General features: G+C 32.7%; 16 protein-coding genes and 1 pseudogene. 16 read left to right on the top strand and 1 reads right to left on the bottom strand.

Going from position 1 to position 20,950, the window contains the following annotated elements; translation table 11 throughout:
- The 16 genes and pseudogenes from BW724_RS23990 to BW724_RS19705 form a co-directional block, all read left to right on the top strand.
- A pseudogene (locus tag BW724_RS23990) lies at positions 1 to 420 on the top strand (hypothetical protein); the annotation flags it as partial.
- 20 nt (positions 421 to 440) lie between these two features.
- Positions 441 to 938: a TIR domain-containing protein gene (locus tag BW724_RS19770; RefSeq protein WP_088076840.1), complete on the top strand. Its 498-nt coding sequence runs from the start codon at positions 441 to 443 to the stop codon at positions 936 to 938.
- Between the two features lie 186 nt (positions 939 to 1,124).
- Positions 1,125 to 2,564 (top strand): Wadjet anti-phage system protein JetA family protein, encoded by a 1,440-nt coding sequence (locus BW724_RS19765; protein ID WP_088076839.1) that lies wholly within the window; start codon positions 1,125 to 1,127, stop codon positions 2,562 to 2,564.
- Positions 2,545 to 3,150, top strand: coding sequence for a DUF4194 domain-containing protein (locus BW724_RS19760; RefSeq protein WP_088076838.1), 606 nt, complete (start codon positions 2,545 to 2,547; stop codon positions 3,148 to 3,150). Before BW724_RS19765 ends, BW724_RS19760 begins: the two co-directional genes overlap by 20 nt.
- Entirely contained in the window at positions 3,119 to 6,475 is a 3,357-nt protein-coding gene (locus BW724_RS19755) for an ATP-binding protein (protein WP_176371485.1), read from the top strand. The genes BW724_RS19760 and BW724_RS19755 overlap by 32 nt, the downstream gene beginning before the upstream one ends.
- Positions 6,396 to 7,703: a Wadjet anti-phage system protein JetD domain-containing protein gene (locus tag BW724_RS19750; RefSeq protein ID WP_088076836.1), complete on the top strand. Its 1,308-nt coding sequence runs from the start codon at positions 6,396 to 6,398 to the stop codon at positions 7,701 to 7,703. The genes BW724_RS19755 and BW724_RS19750 overlap by 80 nt, the downstream gene beginning before the upstream one ends.
- Before the next feature lie 282 nt (positions 7,704 to 7,985).
- The gene (locus BW724_RS19745) at positions 7,986 to 8,588 is read left to right on the top strand and encodes an ATP-binding protein (RefSeq protein WP_088076835.1); all 603 of its coding nucleotides are present in this window, start codon (positions 7,986 to 7,988) and stop codon (positions 8,586 to 8,588) included.
- Positions 8,589 to 8,621: 33 nt separating this feature from the next.
- Entirely contained in the window at positions 8,622 to 9,398 is a 777-nt protein-coding gene (locus tag BW724_RS19740; protein WP_088076834.1) for a transposase, read from the top strand.
- Positions 9,399 to 9,539: 141 nt separating this feature from the next.
- Positions 9,540 to 9,698 carry a hypothetical protein gene (locus BW724_RS24175; RefSeq protein ID WP_235849027.1) on the top strand — a complete coding sequence of 53 codons (159 nt, stop codon included), beginning with the start codon at positions 9,540 to 9,542 and terminating at the stop codon, positions 9,696 to 9,698.
- The gene (locus BW724_RS19735; RefSeq protein WP_235849026.1) at positions 9,679 to 10,521 is read left to right on the top strand and encodes a hypothetical protein; all 843 of its coding nucleotides are present in this window, start codon (positions 9,679 to 9,681) and stop codon (positions 10,519 to 10,521) included. Before BW724_RS24175 ends, BW724_RS19735 begins: the two co-directional genes overlap by 20 nt.
- Before the next feature lie 183 nt (positions 10,522 to 10,704).
- The gene (locus tag BW724_RS19730) at positions 10,705 to 11,433 is read left to right on the top strand and encodes a TIGR04255 family protein (RefSeq protein WP_088076833.1); all 729 of its coding nucleotides are present in this window, start codon (positions 10,705 to 10,707) and stop codon (positions 11,431 to 11,433) included.
- Positions 11,433 to 11,894, top strand: a complete 462-nt coding sequence (locus BW724_RS19725) for a hypothetical protein (RefSeq protein WP_088076832.1) — start codon at positions 11,433 to 11,435, stop codon at positions 11,892 to 11,894. Before BW724_RS19730 ends, BW724_RS19725 begins: the two co-directional genes overlap by 1 nt.
- A gap of 1 nt (position 11,895) precedes the next feature.
- Complete coding sequence (locus tag BW724_RS19720) at positions 11,896 to 12,243, top strand: hypothetical protein (protein WP_088076831.1); 348 nt, start codon at positions 11,896 to 11,898, stop codon at positions 12,241 to 12,243.
- Positions 12,244 to 13,520: 1,277 nt separating this feature from the next.
- Positions 13,521 to 14,897 (top strand): hypothetical protein, encoded by a 1,377-nt coding sequence (locus BW724_RS19715; RefSeq protein WP_088076830.1) that lies wholly within the window; start codon positions 13,521 to 13,523, stop codon positions 14,895 to 14,897.
- Between the two features lie 811 nt (positions 14,898 to 15,708).
- Positions 15,709 to 16,746 (top strand): J domain-containing protein, encoded by a 1,038-nt coding sequence (locus BW724_RS19710; protein WP_088076829.1) that lies wholly within the window; start codon positions 15,709 to 15,711, stop codon positions 16,744 to 16,746.
- Between the two features lie 675 nt (positions 16,747 to 17,421).
- Positions 17,422 to 20,094 carry a KAP family P-loop NTPase fold protein gene (locus tag BW724_RS19705; RefSeq protein ID WP_088076828.1) on the top strand — a complete coding sequence of 891 codons (2,673 nt, stop codon included), beginning with the start codon at positions 17,422 to 17,424 and terminating at the stop codon, positions 20,092 to 20,094.
- A gap of 242 nt (positions 20,095 to 20,336) precedes the next feature.
- Here BW724_RS19705 and BW724_RS19700 read toward each other — a convergent pair whose 3' ends face one another.
- Positions 20,337 to 20,822: a competence protein ComK gene (locus BW724_RS19700; RefSeq protein WP_176371484.1), complete on the bottom strand. Its 486-nt coding sequence runs from the start codon at positions 20,820 to 20,822 to the stop codon at positions 20,337 to 20,339.
- Positions 20,823 to 20,950: the final 128 nt, after the last annotated feature.

The following is a 20,950-nucleotide window of genomic DNA, read 5'->3' as shown; positions in this document are numbered from 1 at the left end:
ATACATTTCCAAATCGAGACAAATTCGGTTGTATTAATTTCTCTATATTTATTATTTATAAATTCTTATGTTTACTTTTATTATCACATTTGGGAAGAGGGGAATATAAGAGGGAATTATGCAACAGTACATAGAACGAGGCGTAAATTCATTAATTTATTTCAATCAGTGCTTTACATGTTACTTATTTATGCCTATCTCTATCAAATCCCTTTTAAAAATAACTTTTCTTTCGAAAACAATACTGTATCCTTTACAGAAGCACTGCTGTTTAGTTTTTCCAACACTTTTCCTTTTAATTTTGATGCCATTGTAGCTACTACTAATATTGGGCAAATAATTGTACTTTCACAAGTAGTTTTATCGTTCATTTTCATAACTATTGTTTTGACTCAATCGATACCAAAAGCAAATTCTTAATTGTATAGGGGGTTTTTAATATGGCTTATCGTAATAAAACTTATGTTTGTTTCGATGCAGATGAAGATATTCGTTATTATCGTTTGATGTTGGCTTGGAAAGAAAAAGATCCTGAAAAGTTTAATTTCCATAACGCCCATGACTTGTATCCTATGAGGAAAAGTAAACTGGAAGATAATGACGAGCCTTATATAAAGCGCAAACTTACTGAGAGATTTAATAATTCGAAGTGTTTTATATTATTAGTAGGAGAAAAGACAAAGAACTTATATAAATATGTGCGTTGGGAAATAGAAGTGGCAAAGAAATTAGATATCCCTATTATTATTGTAAATCTAAATAAAAAAAATCGTAGAGATAGAAATTTATGCCCGCCTATCGTTAGAGAACATTTAGCTATTCATATACCATACGGGAAAGAGCCAATTGCTTATGCGATGAAGAATTGGCCGTCGCAGCATCAAACCCATAGATTGAAAAAAGAAGATGGGGCATATTATTATTCTACGTATGATTAAGAAGAAGATGAAATGATAAAATTGTGTTTTTGGTTTTAATAAGCTATTGGCAGAGTTAGTTCATTACCTAAAACAGGTAGTGAGCTTTTTTTCTTCATTTATCAGGTATGTACAAAACTAGAAACGTAGAAAATAATTACTATGGTATAATTTAACTATTAAATTAGTGATGTATGGAGATTATATATGAGACTCTTTGATGTGTTACCGGAGCGGTTTTTTTCGTTGTTTTCTGGGAGTAATAGAGAAATTTATGCTGAAGCAATACTAGAATTGTACGAACAATATAAGATTAGCAGATTTGGAATCGAATACGATATTATGAGAGATTTATTACAAGAGTTGATCGAGGTTAAAGAGGAGTCGGGAGTTCAATTCGAGATAGAAGAAGATACCACTATAGACTCTAGTGAATCTGATAACATGCAAAGAGCTAAAGCGAATACGCTTTTAAGAAAACTATTGCATTTAAAATGGATTGATGTTGAAACGAGAAATAATTTTAAGCAGTATATTATATTACCCCATTATTCTATACGGATGTTAAGTGTTTTACATGACCTTTGTCAGGTAAGAACAATAGAGTACCAAAGCTACGCTTTAAGTACATTTCAGCTGTTAAGTAATGATGGAATGGAAAAACAACCGAGTATTGCAATTATTGAAGCTGAACGGATTACAGAACAGTTATTGGAGGAATTACGTTTACTTATTAATAACATGAAAAATCATATGGAACAAGTTATTAGCAAACAGTCCCTTCAAGAAGTATTAGATCACCATTTTGATGTATACATGAAAAAAATTGTAGATAAAAGCTACCATCGACTAAAAACTTCAGACCATGTTGCAAGATATAGAAGTAAGATACTAGAGACGGTGCAGAGGTGGTCCTTAAATCAAGATTTGTTAAATCTAGCAATAGAAGATGCAATGAGATCAGAGTTATATAGTTCTATGGATGAAGCAGAGCAAAAAATAAAACAGGCCTTACAATTTATAGAGGAAACTTACGACAGTCTAGATGAACTATATGAACAGATTGATTTAAGACATCATCAATATATTAAGTCATCCTATGATCGTGCTCGCTATTTAACGCAGCATAATCAGGGGGTTGATCAGCAAATCGCTACTATATTAGAAAGCTATGAAAAAAACCAACCCCATTGGGATGATTTTTTAAATAATGTTATTAGGCTGCATGAGACAGATCATTTAACTGAAAAATCATTGCTGACACCTCGAAAAAAGAAGGAGTTGCATCAAGCAGAATCGCACACAGTAGTCCCGATTTCTGAGGAAATAAAGAAGAAAATACGAAACCATAGTATTCAACGCCTTGAAAGTGCAATTACCAAACAGAAGATTAATGCGTTTGTATTAGAGCGATTGGCAGACCGTGATGAAATGGGAATGGTAGATTTAGCGCCCAAAACAATAGAAGAGTATATTTATTTACCTTACGTGTACTTATATGGGTATGATCGACATTCTGAATATCGGTTAGTACGCAAAAAAGAAAAACGCATCGTGCATATTGGCGAATATCGATTTGATGATCGTACTGTAATACGTAATAGTCCAAAAGGAAGGGGGGGTAATCTTGTTCATAAGCGGAAGTGAGATAGAGCAAAAGGAATTACAAGATATTATTAATAAATTGCTTTCAGTTAATTTTCTTGTTAAAGAGTTAGACCGTACGTCCTACTATTTAGCGAATCGACACAAGCATAAACTAGAAGAATTCTTTAAATTTCTAGGATGGGACTTTGTTATTGACGATAGGCATGAAACTATTTTTGTTGCATCTCCAAAAGGGTTACATCGAAAAAGACTAAGTCGAGAAGAAAGTATCTGGCTATTAGTACTCAGAATAATCTATCAAGAAAAAAGAGAAGGCCTATCTTTATCGGAATTTCCAATCACAACATTATATGAAATAAAGGCAAAATATGAGACGTTTCGATTACCGAGTTTCACCAAATCTAAAGTAAATGAATATATACGCTTATGCGTGCGTTATCAGTTAATGCAACCGATTGATTCAGACTTACATTCGGATGATTGTAGATTTCGTCTGTTCCACAGTTGGTTGCATATGATTGACAGTGAGTCTATCCAGCAATTGAATGATAAGATTTCACGTTATGAATTGGGAATTGGAGAGGGGGATGAAAATGAAATGGATGAAGAAACTGAAGCTGATTAATTGGCATTATTTTAAAGATGAAGAAATTCCTTTTGGACGTCAAACTATGATAACAGGTAGAAATGCTGCAGGTAAATCAACAATTATTGATGCCTTACAGGTCTTATTTATCGCCAACTTAAAAATGATACGCTTCAATTCCTCTGCTCACGATGATGCAAAACGTTCATTAATTAGTTATTTAAGAGGAAAAATAGGCAGTGACGATCAAAGGTACGTTCGAGAAGGTGATTTTACTACATATCTCATGGCAGAATTCTTTGATGAGAAAAAATTTGATTATTTTGTTGTCGGAGTTGTTATTGATGTCTATCGAGACGATACATATGATCAAGAGTATTTTATAATTAACGATTGTAACTTAAAAGATATTGAGTATGTGAAAGAAACTGGCCAATTAAAGAATAGAGATGAATTTCACCGGTATGTTAACAATCTAAAGAAGCGTTCGGTACAGGAGAGAACAAAAGAAGCTTACCAAAAGGCACTTTTAAATAGAATGGGTCAAGTAAATCATCGCTTTTTCTCTTCTTTTTCAAAGGCATTGTCTTTTAAGCCAATTCAAAATGTGAGGGATTTTGTTTATGACTACATTTTGGATAAGAAAGAATTACAGTTGGATATCATGAAAGAGAACTTTGAAGTTCACCAAAGGTATAAGCGGGAATTAGAAGATTTAAGTTTGCGTCAAGGTCGTTTAAAAGAAATTAAAGATACTTTTACCCAATATAAGAAATTACTAGATATCGTAGAGCAACAGGAGTATGTTATTAGGCAATTAAAGCATGATAAACAACATGAAGAAAATGTTGGATTAAAAAACCAATTAAAAGGTATAGCAGACAAGGTAAATGAGTTAACTGATGATAAAAACCTAGCCGTTGAGCAACATGAAGAAGCAAAGCATAAAAAGATTGACGCTTTTCAAAAATGGCAAAACAATCAAGAGAAAAAGAGAGAAGAAGAATTACATAATAAAATTAAGAATACTTCAGAAGAATTACAAAATAATAAAGAAAAGTTAGACCAGCTTGTTAACCATCTACACAAAGAAAAAAATATGATCAAGGATTTAATCATTTTGCCAAATAATGAATACTGGAAATGGCAAAGCGATGAGCGAAGTTATTTGAACGAAGGTATCCAATTAATAGATTCGATTATTGATAGGTTAGAGACTTTAACAGCTAAAACAATATATGAAAACGACAAACACCTAAATAGGTTTGGAGAGGAATTATCTAAGCTTTATAATCGCTTTGTTATTTCTAAGAGTGACACAGAAAAGAAGATAAAAGAGTTAAAAGACAGAAGGGCTGAATTAATAAAAGAAATAAAAGATTTAGAAAACAAGAAGAGAATTTATCCTCCGTCTATAAATAAATTGAAAGAATTGTTAAAGCGAGAGTTAAATGGGAAATCGAATGTATGGATCTTTTGTGAGGAAATGGAAATTCTGAATGAAGAGTGGCGTAATGCAATTGAGGGCTATTTACATACTCAAAAGTTTGACCTGTTAGTGGAACCAGACTATTTTGAACAAGCTCTTTCTATCTATGAAAAGGAGAAATGGAATCTAAATTTAGAAGGTGTAGGTTTAGTAAATACAAATAAAGAGCGTAAGTATCTAGGGTCATTAAAGCAGGGATCCTTGGCGGAAGTGCTAGAAACAACAAACCCTGTGATACAAGCTCGTACTGAACATTTGTTAGGTAGAGTAATGAAGGCTAAATCTGAAAAAGAATTAAGTCAGCATAATGCAGCTATAACAAGTAGTTGCATGCTGTATCAAAACTTAGTAGCTAGACAAATCAAAAAAGAAAGATATCAAATCCCTTATATAGGTTCTAAAGCTATTTTAAAGCAGTTAGAACTTAAGAAAGAAGAGCTTCGTCGAACTGATCAAAATATTCAAGAAGCTGAAGGGCTGAATGATCTATTTTCTAAATGGGTGGTGTTACTTACTGAAAAACGTAGCCATTATAACCGCTTAAATAAAGATATTGAAATTCCTGCCACAATCGAAATTCTAGTGGAAACTCTAGAGAAGCTTAAGATAGAATTATCCCAACTAGATCTTAGTGGGATTAAAAAATTAGAAGAGGATTATTACTATTGGAAGGGACGAGAGGAAAAATTAGAAAAGAGAGTTAGAGAATTAATTGGTGATATTAAAGAGAAAAACATTCATTTTAATTCTTTGAAAGAAAGGCTAGAACATTATGAAACAGAATTGGAAGGGTTAATACAGCAGCTTGCTGAGTGGAGGAACGAGCATTCTGAAGAGATGTTTAATTTGGCAGAAGAGAGATTAAAAGAGGCCGAAAAACAAGATTTACCCCTGGGTAAGAAAATAGATAATTGGATTAATAACCAAAAAGGTAATCGCACTCAAGCGGATAATAAGTTCAAGGATTTAAGAAACCATAGACACGATTACAATGTTAAGCATAATTTTAATGGCGATGAGGAAACCACACACAATAATGAATATCAGCAACTATTAGAGCAAATCGATATTGATATTGATTCTTACCAAGAAAAGCTTAAAGAAGCTTTAAGACAATCAGAAGAAGAGTTTAAATCTCACTTTATTTATAAGATGAAAGAAGCGATTGAAGGGGCAAAAAGGCAGTTTCAACAACTTAATGATGCACTTAAAAGATTTCCGTTCCATCAAGAAAACTATCAGTTTGACTCTAGACCAAGTGAGAAATATAAAAGATTCTATGAAATTATTATGGACCCACAAGTGGTAGAAAAAGGCTCTTTATTTGATATACCAGATGATGCAAAAGATCAGTCTTTACATGAATTATTTGAGATCCTAATTAAGGGTGAGGTTGGTGACCAGGAGGAATTCTCAGATTATCGTCGTTATCTTGACTTTGACATCATAATTACTACCACAAATAGCAGAATTAGATTTTCACAAGTGTTAAAAGAAAAGTCTGGCGGAGAGACACAAACACCATTTTATATAGCAATTTTATCTTCATTTAATCAGTTATATAGCTCAGATAAAACGATGCGTCTGGTTGTTTTTGATGAAGCCTTTAATAAAATGGATGAGGAAAGAATCCAGACAAGCTTGCGTTTAATTAAAAATATGAATTTCCAACTAATAGCTGCCGTACCGGATGAGAAACTGTCAAACATGGCAACAGAAGTCTCAACTATCATCGTAGTACATAGAGAAGGCTATGAATGCTTTACGGATATGATTGATAGAGAGGTGATTGGTAGTGAAGGAATTGACGAAAGACCAAGAGAAAATCAAACAGTATCAGAACAGAATTCTCTCTTTGCTTCTGAAGAAGTATGAAGCAAGTAAGGCGTTTAAAACAGAAGAAGTCAGTTTGCAGCGACCCCAGTTTGCTATAAAGAAAATAAGCGACCCACTTTCAAAAGATTACCTAGATGAAATGAATTATAGGAAAAGAGAGTGGATTCATCAAGCTATTGCTGAACTTCAAGATCAAAACATTATTGAAGTAAAATGGCCCAAATTTAAAGAGGGAGAAGAAATAGACAAAGTATATCTTAACTATGAAGCTATTGAAAAAGCTTATCAGTTAGCGGCGATCATCCCTAAGAAACAGAAGTTAATCAATATCAAATCCATCCTTTTGCCATTATCGGATCATCCATGGGAGTGGGTAAGAAAATTTTGGAGTCACTATAACGTAGCGTTATCAAACAATCAAACAGCAGGTTTGGAAATTGATGACTCAAAAGGTTATGAGGATTTAGTTAAAACGCTTCTGTTTTTACCCAAAATGGATGAGGGGACAATGAAAAGAGTCCTTAGTCATAATTTGTTTAACGACACTAAGTATTTTGAAAGGAATGTACAGGGAAGGTTGGTGTCTATTTATAAACGTTTTGGCAGCGTTAATATGGAAACTGATATTGAGTATTTGGATGCAATTGGTATTGTAGAAAACCCTCAAATAACATTAGTTTCAGGGCCATTGGAATTTAGAAGCAACAATTTAACTGTGAATGTTGCAGAGCTTCCAGGTGGTATAGGTCTTACCTTTGACACCATTAAAGAGTTAGAAATACAGGAGATCAATGCTAAGGCAATTCTTTTAATTGAAAACTTAACGGCTTATCATGAGTTTTTATCTGGAAAGATCAAAGAAGAAACGTTAGGTAAAAGTGTTTTTACAAACGCCGACCAGATCCTAGCCATTTATACAGGTGGATATCCTCATCATGCTTTACGTAAACTATTATATAAACTTAAAGAGTTAAGAAGTGAAATTCCAGAGGTTTATCACTGGGGCGATATAGATTATGGTGGGATTTTAATATTTGAACACCTGCGTAGAAATTACTTCGATAGTCTTAAACCTTTATTTATGGACGAGTACATTTATAGCCAATACTTAGAATATGGTATTCAGTTTTCAGTTGAATACGCAGACAAACTTACAGCCCTGTTAAAAGACGATAGCTATAGCTTTTGGCATCAGCTAATAAAATCCATATTAAGAAATAAGATAAAGTTAGAACAGGAAAGTCTGCTAATAAATTGGAGCAAGTAAACTAAGCACGTACTTGAAGCTAATCACCATATCGGTGCTGGCCCTAATTGACTAATCCATTTTTCTAATTAAAAGTGGAACTTCAAATTTAAATTCAATATAGAAGAAACTTGTTTCATTATGCTCACCGCAATAAGTGGTGGGCATTTTTATTTTGCATCTTTTGAACTGAAGGGTATAAGTTGCTGGCTAAATGCAATATAGGTTAATCGCTATATTATTAGAAGGGTTTATAACCCTCAATCTATATTTTAAAATTTTTATCTATTCGTCTCCACGGCGATGCTAAGACAACCTTTGGAGAATGAAAAAGTAACGATAAGCCGCGTCCATTCCACAGTCACCTATCCAGCAAAGTTTATCTTCATAGCTGCCATGAACCCATGTCCTTGTGGATACCTCGGTTCCACTACGCAATATTGTACCTGCTCTGAAAAACAAATAAATAGTTATAAAAATAGAGTTTCAGGACCAATACTAGATCGAATTGATATCCTACTAACCTTAAAATCTGTAAACCTCAAAGGTCATCATTTCCACGGGATTGAATCATCTGATGCTATAAAAAAACGTGTGCAAGCTGCGAGGCTAATACAATATAAACGGTATGGGAGGGAGGTATGTAATGGAAGTGTGCCATTTGAACAACTAATAACGCTCTTTCCATTAACCAGCGAGCAGCAACACCTCTTACAAAGGGTCTGTATTCAAGAAGGATTAAGTAATCGGGTCCAAATAAAGATTATTAGATTAGCAAGAACAATTGCAGACTTAAATGGTAGTGGGATGATCAGCAATGAGGCATTAGTAGAAGCTTTATCTTTGAGAAAGATAACTCTTAATACGAGCAATTGTCTAACTGGAGAACACAATGCTTCCTATTAAATAATTAGTCTTTGAAAAAAAGAGGTGATCTCTATGCCACGTGAAGCGAGAAAGAAGAGTAAGACCCTGATCTATCATATTATGTGGAGAGGCGCAAATGGTCAGGAGATATTTCATGATGATGAAGACCGAATGGTATTTTTAGATAATGTCATGAAATACAAAAGGCGTATTGGTCTTAAAGTGTATGCATGGTGTTTAATGAGTAACCACGTCCACCTGTTGATGAAGGAGGGGGAGGAAAGTATATCCATTACAATGAAAAGGATTGGGGTATGCTTCGTTTCCCATTATAACTGGAAATACCGAACTCGCGGCCACTTATTTCAAGATAGATTTAGAAGTGAGAATGTGGAAACAGATCAATATATGCGTACCGTTGTGCGATACATTCATCAAAATCCAGTGAAAGCAAAAATAGTAGACGATGTACAGCAATGGAAGTGGAGTAGCTGTAACGGTTATTACGGAAAAAAGATTTATCCATTGAAGTTACTTGACCAAGACTTTGTATTAGGAATGTTCTCCGATGATCGCCCTTTAGCAATGGAATTATTCAAAGATTTTAATGAACGAAGTAATCATGATGAGTGCCTTGATGACCATCACTATGTACGAAGGTTATCAGATGAAGAAGTGAGAATAGAAATAAAAAGGATCCTTGGAACGATGGAAATAGCACATGTAAAAACATTATCAAAAGTTCATAGAACACCGATATTAAGAAAAATTAAGAAGATAGACGGAATCTCCCAAAAACAAGCCGCAAGAATATTAGGTATATCAGTGAATCTAGTATATAAAGCATAAATTCAACAGAAGTCAAGAGGGACAGTCCCTTTTTGCCGGTGGAATCCTTTTTTGTTCAAATATGAGTATCAAAGGAATCTATTAAGTTAATAATATTGATGAAATTATCTAAACGAAGTCCTGTTCTAGGAGGCTATTAAAATGTACAATGTATCCAATGATAAGGCGACCAAAATAAGTGTTACGACTTTTTCGGAACTAGATTACAAAGAAAACGATATTGAAGAATTGTTAAGAAAGAACATCGATATGATATGCGATGAAGAAGAATCAATGTTAATTGTCGGGAAAGCAAGTTAGAAACGCTCAGCATGGAATTAGTGATCTTACCGCTGTCGACAACAAAGGAAATCTTGTTTTAGTTGAGATTAAAAGAGATCGTAAAGATATTGAGGGGCGAAAAGAAGCCTTTGAATTTCAAGCGATTCGCTATGCAGCCAGCTATGCAACGATTGAAGATCCAGAGGACTTAGTGAACAAAATCTACGCTCCATACATTGAAAAGTATCGTAATGAATTTGAAGATGGATCTTTAACTAGCGCTGAACTTGGAGCTCGCAAGTTAACTGAATTTTTACAGGAAAATGGTGCTGAGAGTAACTTTAATGTGAGTCAAAAAATTATACTGGTAGCTTCTGATTATGATGAACAGACCCTATCGGCGGTTGCATGGTTGAATAGTAACAATGTCGATATTAGCTGCTTTAAAATGATCCCATATAAAATCAAGGATGAAGTGTACATAAACATTGAAAAAGTTTTGCCCTTAAGTACATATAAAGATTACTACGTTAATTTCTTAGATAGTCCAATAAAAAGTAGTGTACAGAAAAAAGGCTTTACTCGGAGAGCACTCCCTAAAATTGGTGAGATGCTTGTATGGGGTGTAATAAAGGATGGTGACACAATTGTTGCCAAAGGACGTGATGATGAAGGAACGCTATTGGCTAATGGAAATGTAGAAGTGAATGGTGAAGAAATCTCCATGCAAAAATGGTTGAAGGAGCTATTTGGCTGGTCTAGTATACAAACCTATGTGTTTGCTGTTCACAAGGAAACCGGGAAGACCCTTTCTCAGATACGTGAGGAGTATATGGAGAAAGAGCAGGAAGAGGGTATTTAAGCTTTATCAAAATAATCTTATAGGTTATTTCATTATTAAAGAATGGTGAAAAATAATTGCTTCCATTTTATAGATGTTAGATACTTTTATTTGAAAATGCATAGATAGTTGCTGATTGAAGTATATATGTACATAGAGTATAATTGTATATAATTATAAGGAAAAAATAAGGAGTTATGTTAAATGGATAGAAAATTCTACAAGAACCCTCCAGTAAGAGAGGTTATTTGTGAATTAAGGTTTAATCGTGTAGGGAGTTGGGATGCAACTATACCTGGATTAATGTATGAAAGGCTAAAAAGTGACTTTCCAAAAAAAGAACAAGTAAACAGTATAGAAGCTGAGATTGGCCCTGGACCAGATGGTTTTCAGCATAATGTTAAATTGTCAGAATCTTTACAGATTAAAACTGAAAATGAGGAAGCTTCCATTAACATAAGTCCATACCGTCTCATAATATCCCATGTGAATCCATATACTTCTTGGGAAAACTTCTTAAAATTAATTGATAAATCTTTTTCAGTATATGCCGAAATAAACTGCCCTGAAGACATAGAGAGAATTGGTTTAAGATACACTAACGAAATCGATTTACAAAGAACAAAATTTGAATTAGATGATTATTTTAACTTTTATCCGCATTTAGGGGGAAGTTTAAATCGAGATTATGGATCTTTTATCACGGGAGTACAATTACCTTTTGATGAAGGGAAAAATAATCTTAAGTTACAATTAACAAATAAAAACCAGTTATTAATTTTAGATCTAGATTATTTCGTAACAGACTCAAAATATATATCAATTGAAGAAATATATCCTTGGCTTGATGTAGCTCATTCTCGAATTATCGAAACATTTGAAGGGTGTATTACTGATAAGTTAAGGGATTTCTTTGGGGAGGAGAATAGATAATGGGTTTTTCAGTTTCTTCGGGTTGGGAAGATAACGGTGCATTTTCTCATATATCTAATGCAATTACATCTTTAAGAGAAGTCTTTACCTTTAAACCATCAGGTTCTGACTTCAATGTATTTTCTTGGGAAAATTCTGATCCATCACAAATAGCAATAAAACTTATAGATCAATTATTTTTTATTGATAGCTACTATGAGACAATTACTTTCCTTAAATCTAACCATCATCTATTATCTATAATTTTAAGTGCTTATCTGGAGATCCAAAAGCGCTTTGAAGGTTCTTTTTCCTTAAAACTAGAACTTGATTCAGAAGAAGATATGCTTTATTTATTAATTATTAGTAATAATGATTCTGATACTGCATATAAAAACCTTGACACTCTTGATCAAGAATGGTGGATTCATAATGTTAATAAATCCAAAGGGAAAATGAATATAGATTTGGAGTTAGAATAGAATGTTTGATTGGAGTAATAATTTAAAGGTAGCAAAAGAGTTAACTGAAAAGGAGGAAGAAGAATATCATCGGACAGCAATAAGTAGAGCGTATTACTCAGCCTTTGGTAATGCAAGGAAATATCTTGATGATAACTCTTTTCCTTATGATAATAATGATGGAAGCCTTCATAAGAAAGTGTGGACTTCTTATTCTTTTATTTCTAATGAAATATATATTAATGGAGACCGTTTAAGGAAACAAAGAGTCGATGCAGATTATAAGCAAAAGCTTAATAACTTTAAAAACAAGTCAAAACGAGCAATTGATTTAGCAGATTTAGTTAATCAAAAAGTAAAAGAATTGTAATAAACCCTTACCGAATATGGTATAGGGTTTATTTTATATTCTTTAAAATAGATTGTTATATTTGCTATTTAAAATACATCTGCCAAGCATAGTGTTCAAGACTGCAAAAATATCATTATATAAAGATAAAAAAGAAGAAACAGATACAATATATAGCAACTTGAAACAGGTAAAAATCAATATATAAATTTTTTATCTATCTCGACTCTTGGGTTTATTTCGAGAAGAGAATATTCACACAAAAGATTCCGATAGTGAATTAATGATTACCATTTTCGGAAGCATCGCTCAAGAGGAGAGGAGTCAAAGGGGACAGTCCCTGTTTGTCTCTATTTCCGAAAAAGCATAGTGCTACCATTAATCGAAGATAGGAAAGCTGCAGAAGAAATTGTTGCCGGAACGTCAAAGAAAGCATAAATATTATATATGAAGGAACCCACTGAGTATGCTAATGCAGCTGCTTGGTGGTTTTTTTGTTTGGTTAAAGGGTTATGTTTTTAGACAAAATTAAAAGAGGACCAGACGCATCCAGTCCCCTTAAGTGTAAGCCGAAGCTATACACCGCTATTAGTTATATATTATGATACTACAGTTTGTCCTATTCGTAAAGTACAGGCCTAAATATAATCCATTAAACTGTTTACTTTCTTTCTAAAATCAGACCCCATTATTGAGGTGTGAACTGGGATTGGTACCGTACTTCTCAGTTGTTCTGATTCAGCCTGTAAACGCAGGGACGGTTCTTGCGTTTACAAAGGACCGAAGGTTCGTTTAATAGTTACCCAATCAAGCTATTTAAACCATCATCTCTTATCCCTTATTTTGAAATAAATCATATTCTAATCGATTCCTATCTATGTAAATAGATCACTACTTTAAAAATACTTTTCGCATTACGTTATATACATTATAAGTAAAAGTAATTTAATAACAAATAGGACCCCCCCCCCCCTGCAGTCTAGAAGATCGCTAGACTGCAGGGGCTGGAAGTAAATTCTTCTGTTATAGTGTCGCTTCTAATACAGATTACTGATTTGAAACCGAGGGGAGAATGAAACGTTCAACCCATAAAAGGAGCCTTCCCCCCTAACACTTCGTAAGAGAATTTGGCTTTGTTTTAACAAAAAAGAAAGTCAAGAGGGCCAGTCCCTGTTTGACCTATCTAACAGTCATAGTCTTAATAAGCGTCTAGGTTTTAGGTGCTACTTGGTGAGTTTTGTAATGTACATATATGGTAAAATCAGTTAATAGGGATTTGCGAGAGGAGAGTAGTTGAAATGGGTAAAAAGAAAAACAAAAGTAAAAAGAGAACGAGGAAGCAGAATAAAAAACAAATTAAGGACAATTATAGTTTCAAAGAAATGGACATGACTTTTAAAGGTGCACATGATTTTCAACAATTATATTTATTAGCTAAAGAGTTTGGGCTTAAGGAGCCGAAGTTTGAAGAAGCATTTCAAAAATTTGAAGAGTCTTACAATCAATATAAGGTACTGAAAATAATACCGGACAGATTTAATCATTTCTTTGCAAAAAAGGGATGGATTGCATTTGAGAATTTAAACTTCCCGTTAATGGAAAAGTGCGTCAAGCTTGCTGAACAAGGAAATCCTATTGAAGCAGAGGATGCTTTAATCAAATACTTCACTAATAGGAAGCAAGTAAATTTCCTGGCTAATAGACTTATGGCCCTAAAAGAATTTCAGCCAAGGAGAACCTTGATGTTAAACGCATTAGAAGATCACTTTAGCGGGAGATACCATGCAAGTGTTCCATTATTTTTGATGATGATTGATGGGTTCGTGAATGATTTTGAACATATCGGTTTCTTTGCAGAAAATGTTGAACTTACAGTATGGGACACAATTGCAGCACATGATAGTGGTTTAGGTGCTATTACTAAAATATTTGGTGAAAGTCGCAAGAAAACTACAGATGAGGAAGTTAACTTACCATATAGGAATGGAATTTTACATGGTAGAGATTTAGGCTATGCCAATGTAAAAGTTTCCTCAAAGGCGCTTTCTACATTACTTGCATTAAGAGACTGGGCAGATGCGATTAAGGCTGGTAAAAAAGGTATCGATAAAGAATTCGTCCCACCATCTTTTGAAGAGACAATGACACAGGTTGCAAGTTTCTTAGAACAATATCAGGAAACCCAAAAGCAGAAAGAGCATATGAACAATTGGGTGAAAAGAGAATTAACGGTTGGGGAGGATCTGTCTGAAAAGGGAGAGGTTAGTGATTATAGCGAGAACACACCTGAACGGGCATTAATTGAATTTCATTATTACTTAGTAGAGAAGAACTATGGCAAAATGGCTAAGAAGGTTTCGAAACATATTACAAAAGATAAGACAGTAGGAAAGTTAGCAGGCGAACTTCGTGAAATCTTTATAGGTAAGAAATTGGTAGATTTTAAATTAGTAAACGTTTATGATAACGCACCTGCAATTAGTGAAATTGAAATGTTACTAGAATTTGAAAGAGAAGAAGAGCATACAACTTATGAAATAATACATAAGTTTAGATTATCCTATGAAGATGAAAATGGTGAAACTGTTGCTCGTGGTTATAAAGAGGCAGAATGGAGAATTATGATCCGTCCTATTCAGGAATTAGAATATTTACATATAAGGAAGGGTACTTAAAAAGTAGAATAATTAGTTGGAAATGGGGTTTGATGATTAGAGAAAAAGCATTAAGAAACATATTTATTATTGCATTTTATAGAGAAGAAAAACAATTAATCAGGCTCAGCTTCAATCTTGGAGGTGGGTCATTTTTTTTTTTTTTTAGGGGAGTCATTTAACTCAGAGCAGAAAGAGTGCTGAAAAGTGAAAGGAGGAAGAATAGCTGCTCTGTATAATAGTAGAAACTCGGATTCTCTTAATAATATATTTTAAAATTTTTATTTATTCGTCTTCACGGCGTCCTTGTTAAGACAACCATTAGAAAATGAAAGGTGCTTGCCCCTAACAGCTTGTAAGGGGATTTTGCTTTGTATTCAAAAAATAGTAAGTAATTAATGTGTCTACCTCCGAGGTATGAACCCGGCCGGATTTTGTGTTTAAGTAATGCTGATGGGTCTGAATGAGAAAGGTGAACTGCATGGGGAGATCCTACAGACTTAAAAGAGATAATTGATCTGATTGCATAAAGTCAAAAGTGACAGTCCCTGTTTGCGTAAAAAATAAAAGGTTTTCGAGAACTAACCAAAGTTTGCAGCAATTTTTAAGTGTAAAGTTTGTATTGTTGAATCTTGTCTAAAAAGAGTTAAAAAAGGCAGGGATATTTGTTAAAATGTCGTATTTAAGTCTTTATACCATTAATCTGTAATATATATGGCAAAAAACTAATGGTTGAAAGAGTATGTTTTAATAATCAATTGCTACAACAAGTAAATGAAAATGCGCTATAGAAGTATGTTTTGGCATTTATATAAAGTAGGGTGGGGGAGTAGTGAATTATTATGAAGAGCTAGGGATAAACCGGAATGCAAGTGATGAGGATATCAAAGCTTTATACAGAAAATTGGTGAAGGTATATCATCCAGATGTTGGTGGAAATCCTGAAAAATTAAAACGTATAATCATTGCTTATGAAACATTAGGTGATTTAGAAAAGAGAAAGGGATACGATTATTATTTATCTAATCAGCAGGAGGGGCATCCTGGTCAACAACAAAGTGATTCTAGTGAAGAGACAAGTGATCAATATTCCAATCCTAGTCAGAGGAATAGTAATCATGGCTGTATTTTTAAGCGAAAGGAACCAGAATTAGATGGAATTACAAGATGGACGAAAAGTCATGAGCGTCTTTGGGAAAATTTCTGTGACTGGATGGAACAAAGCGCATTTAGGAACAATATTGACTTTCAAAGCGATCCATTATCCTCCTTTTTTCCTGATTTAGATAATCCACTAACTCAAAAATTAACTTGGCTTCTTTATTCTAAGAAGGAAGAGCATAGCTTGAATAGTCATCAGTTTTCCTTTGTCGAGGAAGCAGTGACTGAAATGACAGAAAGGGGGTTAAATGTCGCTTTAGTTATGGAAAAAATGCATCAAGAAAATAAACATAGAACAGTCTCTGAATTTGACGGGATAGTAAGTAAAATAATAGGTACCTTAAAACCAATGGAGATTAAAAAGCAAATCTTACCTAGTATTATTAATCACCCTTTTCGTGAAGTAGAAGATATCATGGTTGATTTTCAGGTCGAGTTAGAGAAGTATTGTTTTGAGAACTGTAAAATAAAAGACAGCATATTTAATGGTGGTTTTTCTAGTGTACTAACGTATGCATTTGATTTCGGTTATCTAAAAGGTTTGGACTTAATTTATGAAGAAAACCCTAAAAGAAAATCAGAGTTAATTAGTTCAATAAATCTAATTAGAAAGAGCGAGAGGAATAAAGGGTTAATTAAAAAGGGGGCATTTGGTTTTTCCATTGCCGTTCCTATTTTACTTTTTATTTATGCTTTAAGCAATTTTTAAAGAAGTATATGAAGGTAAGCGCAGGGACGGTTCTTGCGTTTACAAAGGACCGAAGGTTCGAATATTAGCTAACGAGAAAATCTATTAAAATCATAATGTCATTTTATGTAAAGTAACCATAGTATGGCCGGTTCTCTTTATGTAGAAAGATATTTACTTTAAAAATGATAGTCAAATAACATTTTGTCATATATAAGAAACAACTACCTAATGTTAAGTAGGAAACCTCAAACAGAGCCCTGCAGTCTAGAAGATCACTGACTGCAGGGCTCTATGGATATAACTGCTTTTGTTATAGTTTTCTATAACAGGTTCCAACACAGAGTTTGACAAACTTGGACAGTCCCTGGTTGTCTTAATTAACTATGTTGAAGAAAACGAATGATAATTAATTTTAAAGCAGGGATATTATAAAAAATGTCGAAAAATTTTATAAATGTAAACAGCTAATATTCCATAAAAAGTTAGAATTACTCTAATTAGTAAATATATTGGGGAATATTACAAAGGCCTATTAGAGTATTACCTTTATATTAAAGCCCTATTTGTTAAATAAACATCATCTCAAAAGTCTAGTATTATAAAAGACATTTTTCTATCAATCTATGGTTTATTTTTTACATAGGTTAATGATAGTATAATAGAAATTTAAGGTTTGGAGGACACGGGGATAAAATGAAAACTAAAAAAAATGTGCCTAGTAAGGAATCTTTGTTGTCAGTCTTGTTAAAAATGATATCTAGCATATTTACTATAATATTAATCAACATTTTAATGATATTAACACGTAAAAAGTTTCATGACATAAACTTATTTACTTTTAAATCAGATAATGTTGAGTTTGCTTTTTATATATTAATAATTATTCTAATATTCTTATTTAGTTTAGTTGTTGTTATTAGTACACTAAATGCCATAACTTCGAGAGTGAAACCATTTGTTTTATTTTCTGACTATATAATATTGATAGCTACTTCAAGCATTATTATGAATTATTGGTTAATAGATGGGAACCACAATTTTTGGAATGGTAAAATTATGTCCAATCTTTTTGACATTGTCATGATATTTTCTTTTCTAGTTTTTATTTACTTTGTTGGTGGTATCTTAATTAGGTGTTTTAGAAAAGACTCAGAGGAAAATGGAGAAAATGAACAGTATTTTAATTCGGATTTACCTATTGAAACTGAGGAAGATGATATTCTAAATAGGAAACCTTTTGCTGATAAAATTTCACATGTGATTGGAAACCAACAAAACGACTCAGTAACAATAGGTATATTTGGTGAGTGGGGGGCTGGGAAGAGTTCGGTTATTAATTTAATAAAAGGTAGTAGTAATGAAAATATAATGTTTGTAGATTTTAAACCATGGTATTTTGGGAAAACCAATCATGATATTATTTACCACTTTTTTGATCATTTTTTAAATAAATTAAAAACTGAAAGAGGCTATAACCCCCATTTAGCCTATGTTATAAAAAAATATGCAAATAAATTATCATCAATTAGTCTTGGAGATGGAAGTATTGTTGATAATTTTAAAAAAATACTAGATTTGTCTATCCCAAATAACACAGCTACCTTAAAAGAATTAAAAGACGATATCAATAAGATTTTAAGAAAATTCCCCAAAAGAATAGTTGTGTACATTGATGATATTGACCGGTTAGAGGGATCAGAAATCCGTATGATTTTTAAATTAGTCCGTTTAATTGCAGATTTTCCAAAAGTAACTTACATTATTGCATTAGATGAAGCAGTTGTAAAAAAGTCACTGTCATCAGTTTATTTTGATAAAGGTAATGATTATGAAGCTGCAAAGAAATATATTCAAAAATTTATTCAGGTTCCAATTTACCTTCCTAAGATAGACCCTAAAACGTTACATGAACTTTGTTGGAAGTACTTAAAAAATATTCTAGAGCATAATAGAGTATCCGAAAATTTTGATGAACGTCTTATTTCTGTTTTAATTAATTTAAAATTCTCACCAAGAAATATAGTTACTTATATGAATTTAATTAAATTCTATCTACCAATACTTAGAGATGAAGTAAACTCAAGAGATTTGATGTATTTGCTAGTTTTAAAAGTAAGCTCACCAGAACTATATCATTTAATATATGAACGTAAAAGAATTTTATTAGATGAATCTTACAGTGAAGGTATAGCTAGTTTTAAGGAGATGGAAAATATAAACGATTACAAAGAGATACTGGAAATTTTATTCCCATATAGTCCAAAAATTTTTCAAGAACAGTTGTCAAGATATAGTGATACTCAAAGAACTAAATGGACTAGTGAAAAAAGAATTTGTTCAGATAAATTTTTTGAACAGTATTACATGTATGGAACTCCGAAGAAATTTATCTCCCAAAATGAATTAAGTGAACTAATTGCTATTTTTAATAATAACCCAATAAAAGAAAGTAAGAGAAAGTACTTGTATTATGTAGATATGTATACTATTCATGAAGTAAACAATAAACTTGAACATAGACTAAGAGAAATAGAAAGTAAAGTCTTCCTTATAAAATTGCTCTTTGATGTTTTTAATGAGCGATATAATATTGAGGATGATAGAGAATATACTAATAGTATTATGTCATTAGCAAAATTGATAGCTAGGGAAATTTATTCAAACATGAGTTACAATATCACGTATAAGGATTTTCCAAATATTATATTTGTGTTAGGTATTTATAAATATTTGGGGCCATTATTAAATGAAGCTTCGGAAAATCAATTAAAACAAGCAGTAATTGACGGATATAGAGATAATACAGCTAAAGTCTTTAGTAAAAGTTATAAAAAATTCGATGCTAAGTTAATATGGGATAACTGTATATTATTCTTAGAAACAGATGAAATAAAGAGTTTTGTTGGGAATTGGCTAAAAGATGATAAAGATGATGCTATTTTAGAGGAATTTTTAAGTTTTAGCTTCTATCATAAAAGTTTATTGAAAGATTTAGACCTTTTAATAATGAAATTTATCTCGATATCTCGATATTTTAATGCTGACTATTTAAAGGATATTTTTAAAAGGAAAGGTCCTAAGGGCACACAAGATATTAAATTTAACTTATCAGATAATGCTGTTGAAAGTGTTCAATTGTTTTTATTGGCCAAAAATATTTTATACAAGTATATTTATAATCAATTAAAAGAAATATATGAACTTAATCAAGGGGAATATAATACAATCACTTTAAAAAGTTATATTAATGAGGGTATAAGATTAATTTCGGAGTACGGATCGAAAAAAGAAAAGGAAGAGATTATAGCTTTAGAAAAACTTATACAGGATTACAATAAGATTATAATAGAACTACAACAAAAATAACATTAATACATATCTGGTCCCTAGGGTGTTAAAATTCAGAAGAAAAAAATGAAGTAAAAGATGTTGAGATAGTGTCTATTAATGCATGTCAAGGCAGGGACGTGAGTATATATAATTCCCTAATATGAAGTAGTAAACTATAAACAAAGCCCTACAGTCTAGAAGATCACTAGACTGCTGGGCTCTCGTATTATAATATGAAAACCTTTAATTCTATTTGAAAATTTATGAAAACAGTAAACTTATTTCGTTGGCTTTGAAAATAGCATAATGCATCGGGCGGTGCGGGAGAGCTGTTTATTCATGACAGCAACGGAAACGTCTAGTGATATTTGTATTCCGTCAGTCATATTAGCAATGCATTTGCCATGTCGGCTTTCGTCTACTGTGAAGTTCTGGACATGGTGATAGAAAAGCCAAGTACAGTTGAAGCTTTTTGGTGATTTCGTTGGAATGGCATAAATTTCTTCCTTGGTACAAATTGCAATAGGGACTTTCCTTTTTGCATCTGTTTCGTGAACTGCTGCAGTACGACGACCTATGTAACTCGAACCTCCAGGTAAACAGGAACCCTCAATAATGGCAAAACAAGGCTTCTTCACATAAAACATGTTCTCGCCTTCAAAAACAATTGTACAATAATCAGGATGTGAAGCAGGTACTAACGCTTTTGTGCTTTTGTTAATTAAATAGTTTTCTAGAATGATAACCTTTTTCGACTTTTTCAAATAAAGCACACTCCTATTCCTATTGATATTATATTGTACTTGGAAAATTGCTGGGACTGTTAGTGGAAGTAGGTAGGTATTTTCCAATTAGCAACCATGATAAGTGCTTTTTTATAACAAATATGTAT

Source organism: Litchfieldia alkalitelluris (assembly GCF_002153425.1).
In the GTDB taxonomy this organism is placed as follows: domain Bacteria; phylum Bacillota; class Bacilli; order Bacillales; family Salisediminibacteriaceae; genus Evansella; species Evansella alkalicola.
Note: the sequence above shows the minus strand (reverse complement) of the source record. Positions and strands in the feature narration are given on the sequence as shown.

Bases quoted from the DNA above. Each gene is read 5' to 3' on its own strand.
- BW724_RS19755 (WP_176371485.1), top strand. From the start codon at position 3,119: ATGAAATGGATGAAGAAACTGAAGCTGATTAATTGGCATTATTTTAAA.
- BW724_RS19725 (WP_088076832.1), top strand. From the start codon at position 11,433: ATGGGTTTTTCAGTTTCTTCGGGTTGGGAAGATAACGGTGCATTTTCT.
- BW724_RS19745 (WP_088076835.1), top strand. From the start codon at position 7,986: ATGCTAAGACAACCTTTGGAGAATGAAAAAGTAACGATAAGCCGCGTC.
- BW724_RS19770 (WP_088076840.1), top strand. From the start codon at position 441: ATGGCTTATCGTAATAAAACTTATGTTTGTTTCGATGCAGATGAAGAT.
- BW724_RS19765 (WP_088076839.1), top strand. From the start codon at position 1,125: ATGAGACTCTTTGATGTGTTACCGGAGCGGTTTTTTTCGTTGTTTTCT.
- BW724_RS19715 (WP_088076830.1), top strand. From the start codon at position 13,521: ATGGGTAAAAAGAAAAACAAAAGTAAAAAGAGAACGAGGAAGCAGAAT.
- BW724_RS19730 (WP_088076833.1), top strand. From the start codon at position 10,705: ATGGATAGAAAATTCTACAAGAACCCTCCAGTAAGAGAGGTTATTTGT.
- BW724_RS19705 (WP_088076828.1), top strand. From the start codon at position 17,422: ATGAAAACTAAAAAAAATGTGCCTAGTAAGGAATCTTTGTTGTCAGTC.
- BW724_RS24175 (WP_235849027.1), top strand. From the start codon at position 9,540: ATGTACAATGTATCCAATGATAAGGCGACCAAAATAAGTGTTACGACT.
- BW724_RS19720 (WP_088076831.1), top strand. From the start codon at position 11,896: ATGTTTGATTGGAGTAATAATTTAAAGGTAGCAAAAGAGTTAACTGAA.
- BW724_RS19740 (WP_088076834.1), top strand. From the start codon at position 8,622: ATGCCACGTGAAGCGAGAAAGAAGAGTAAGACCCTGATCTATCATATT.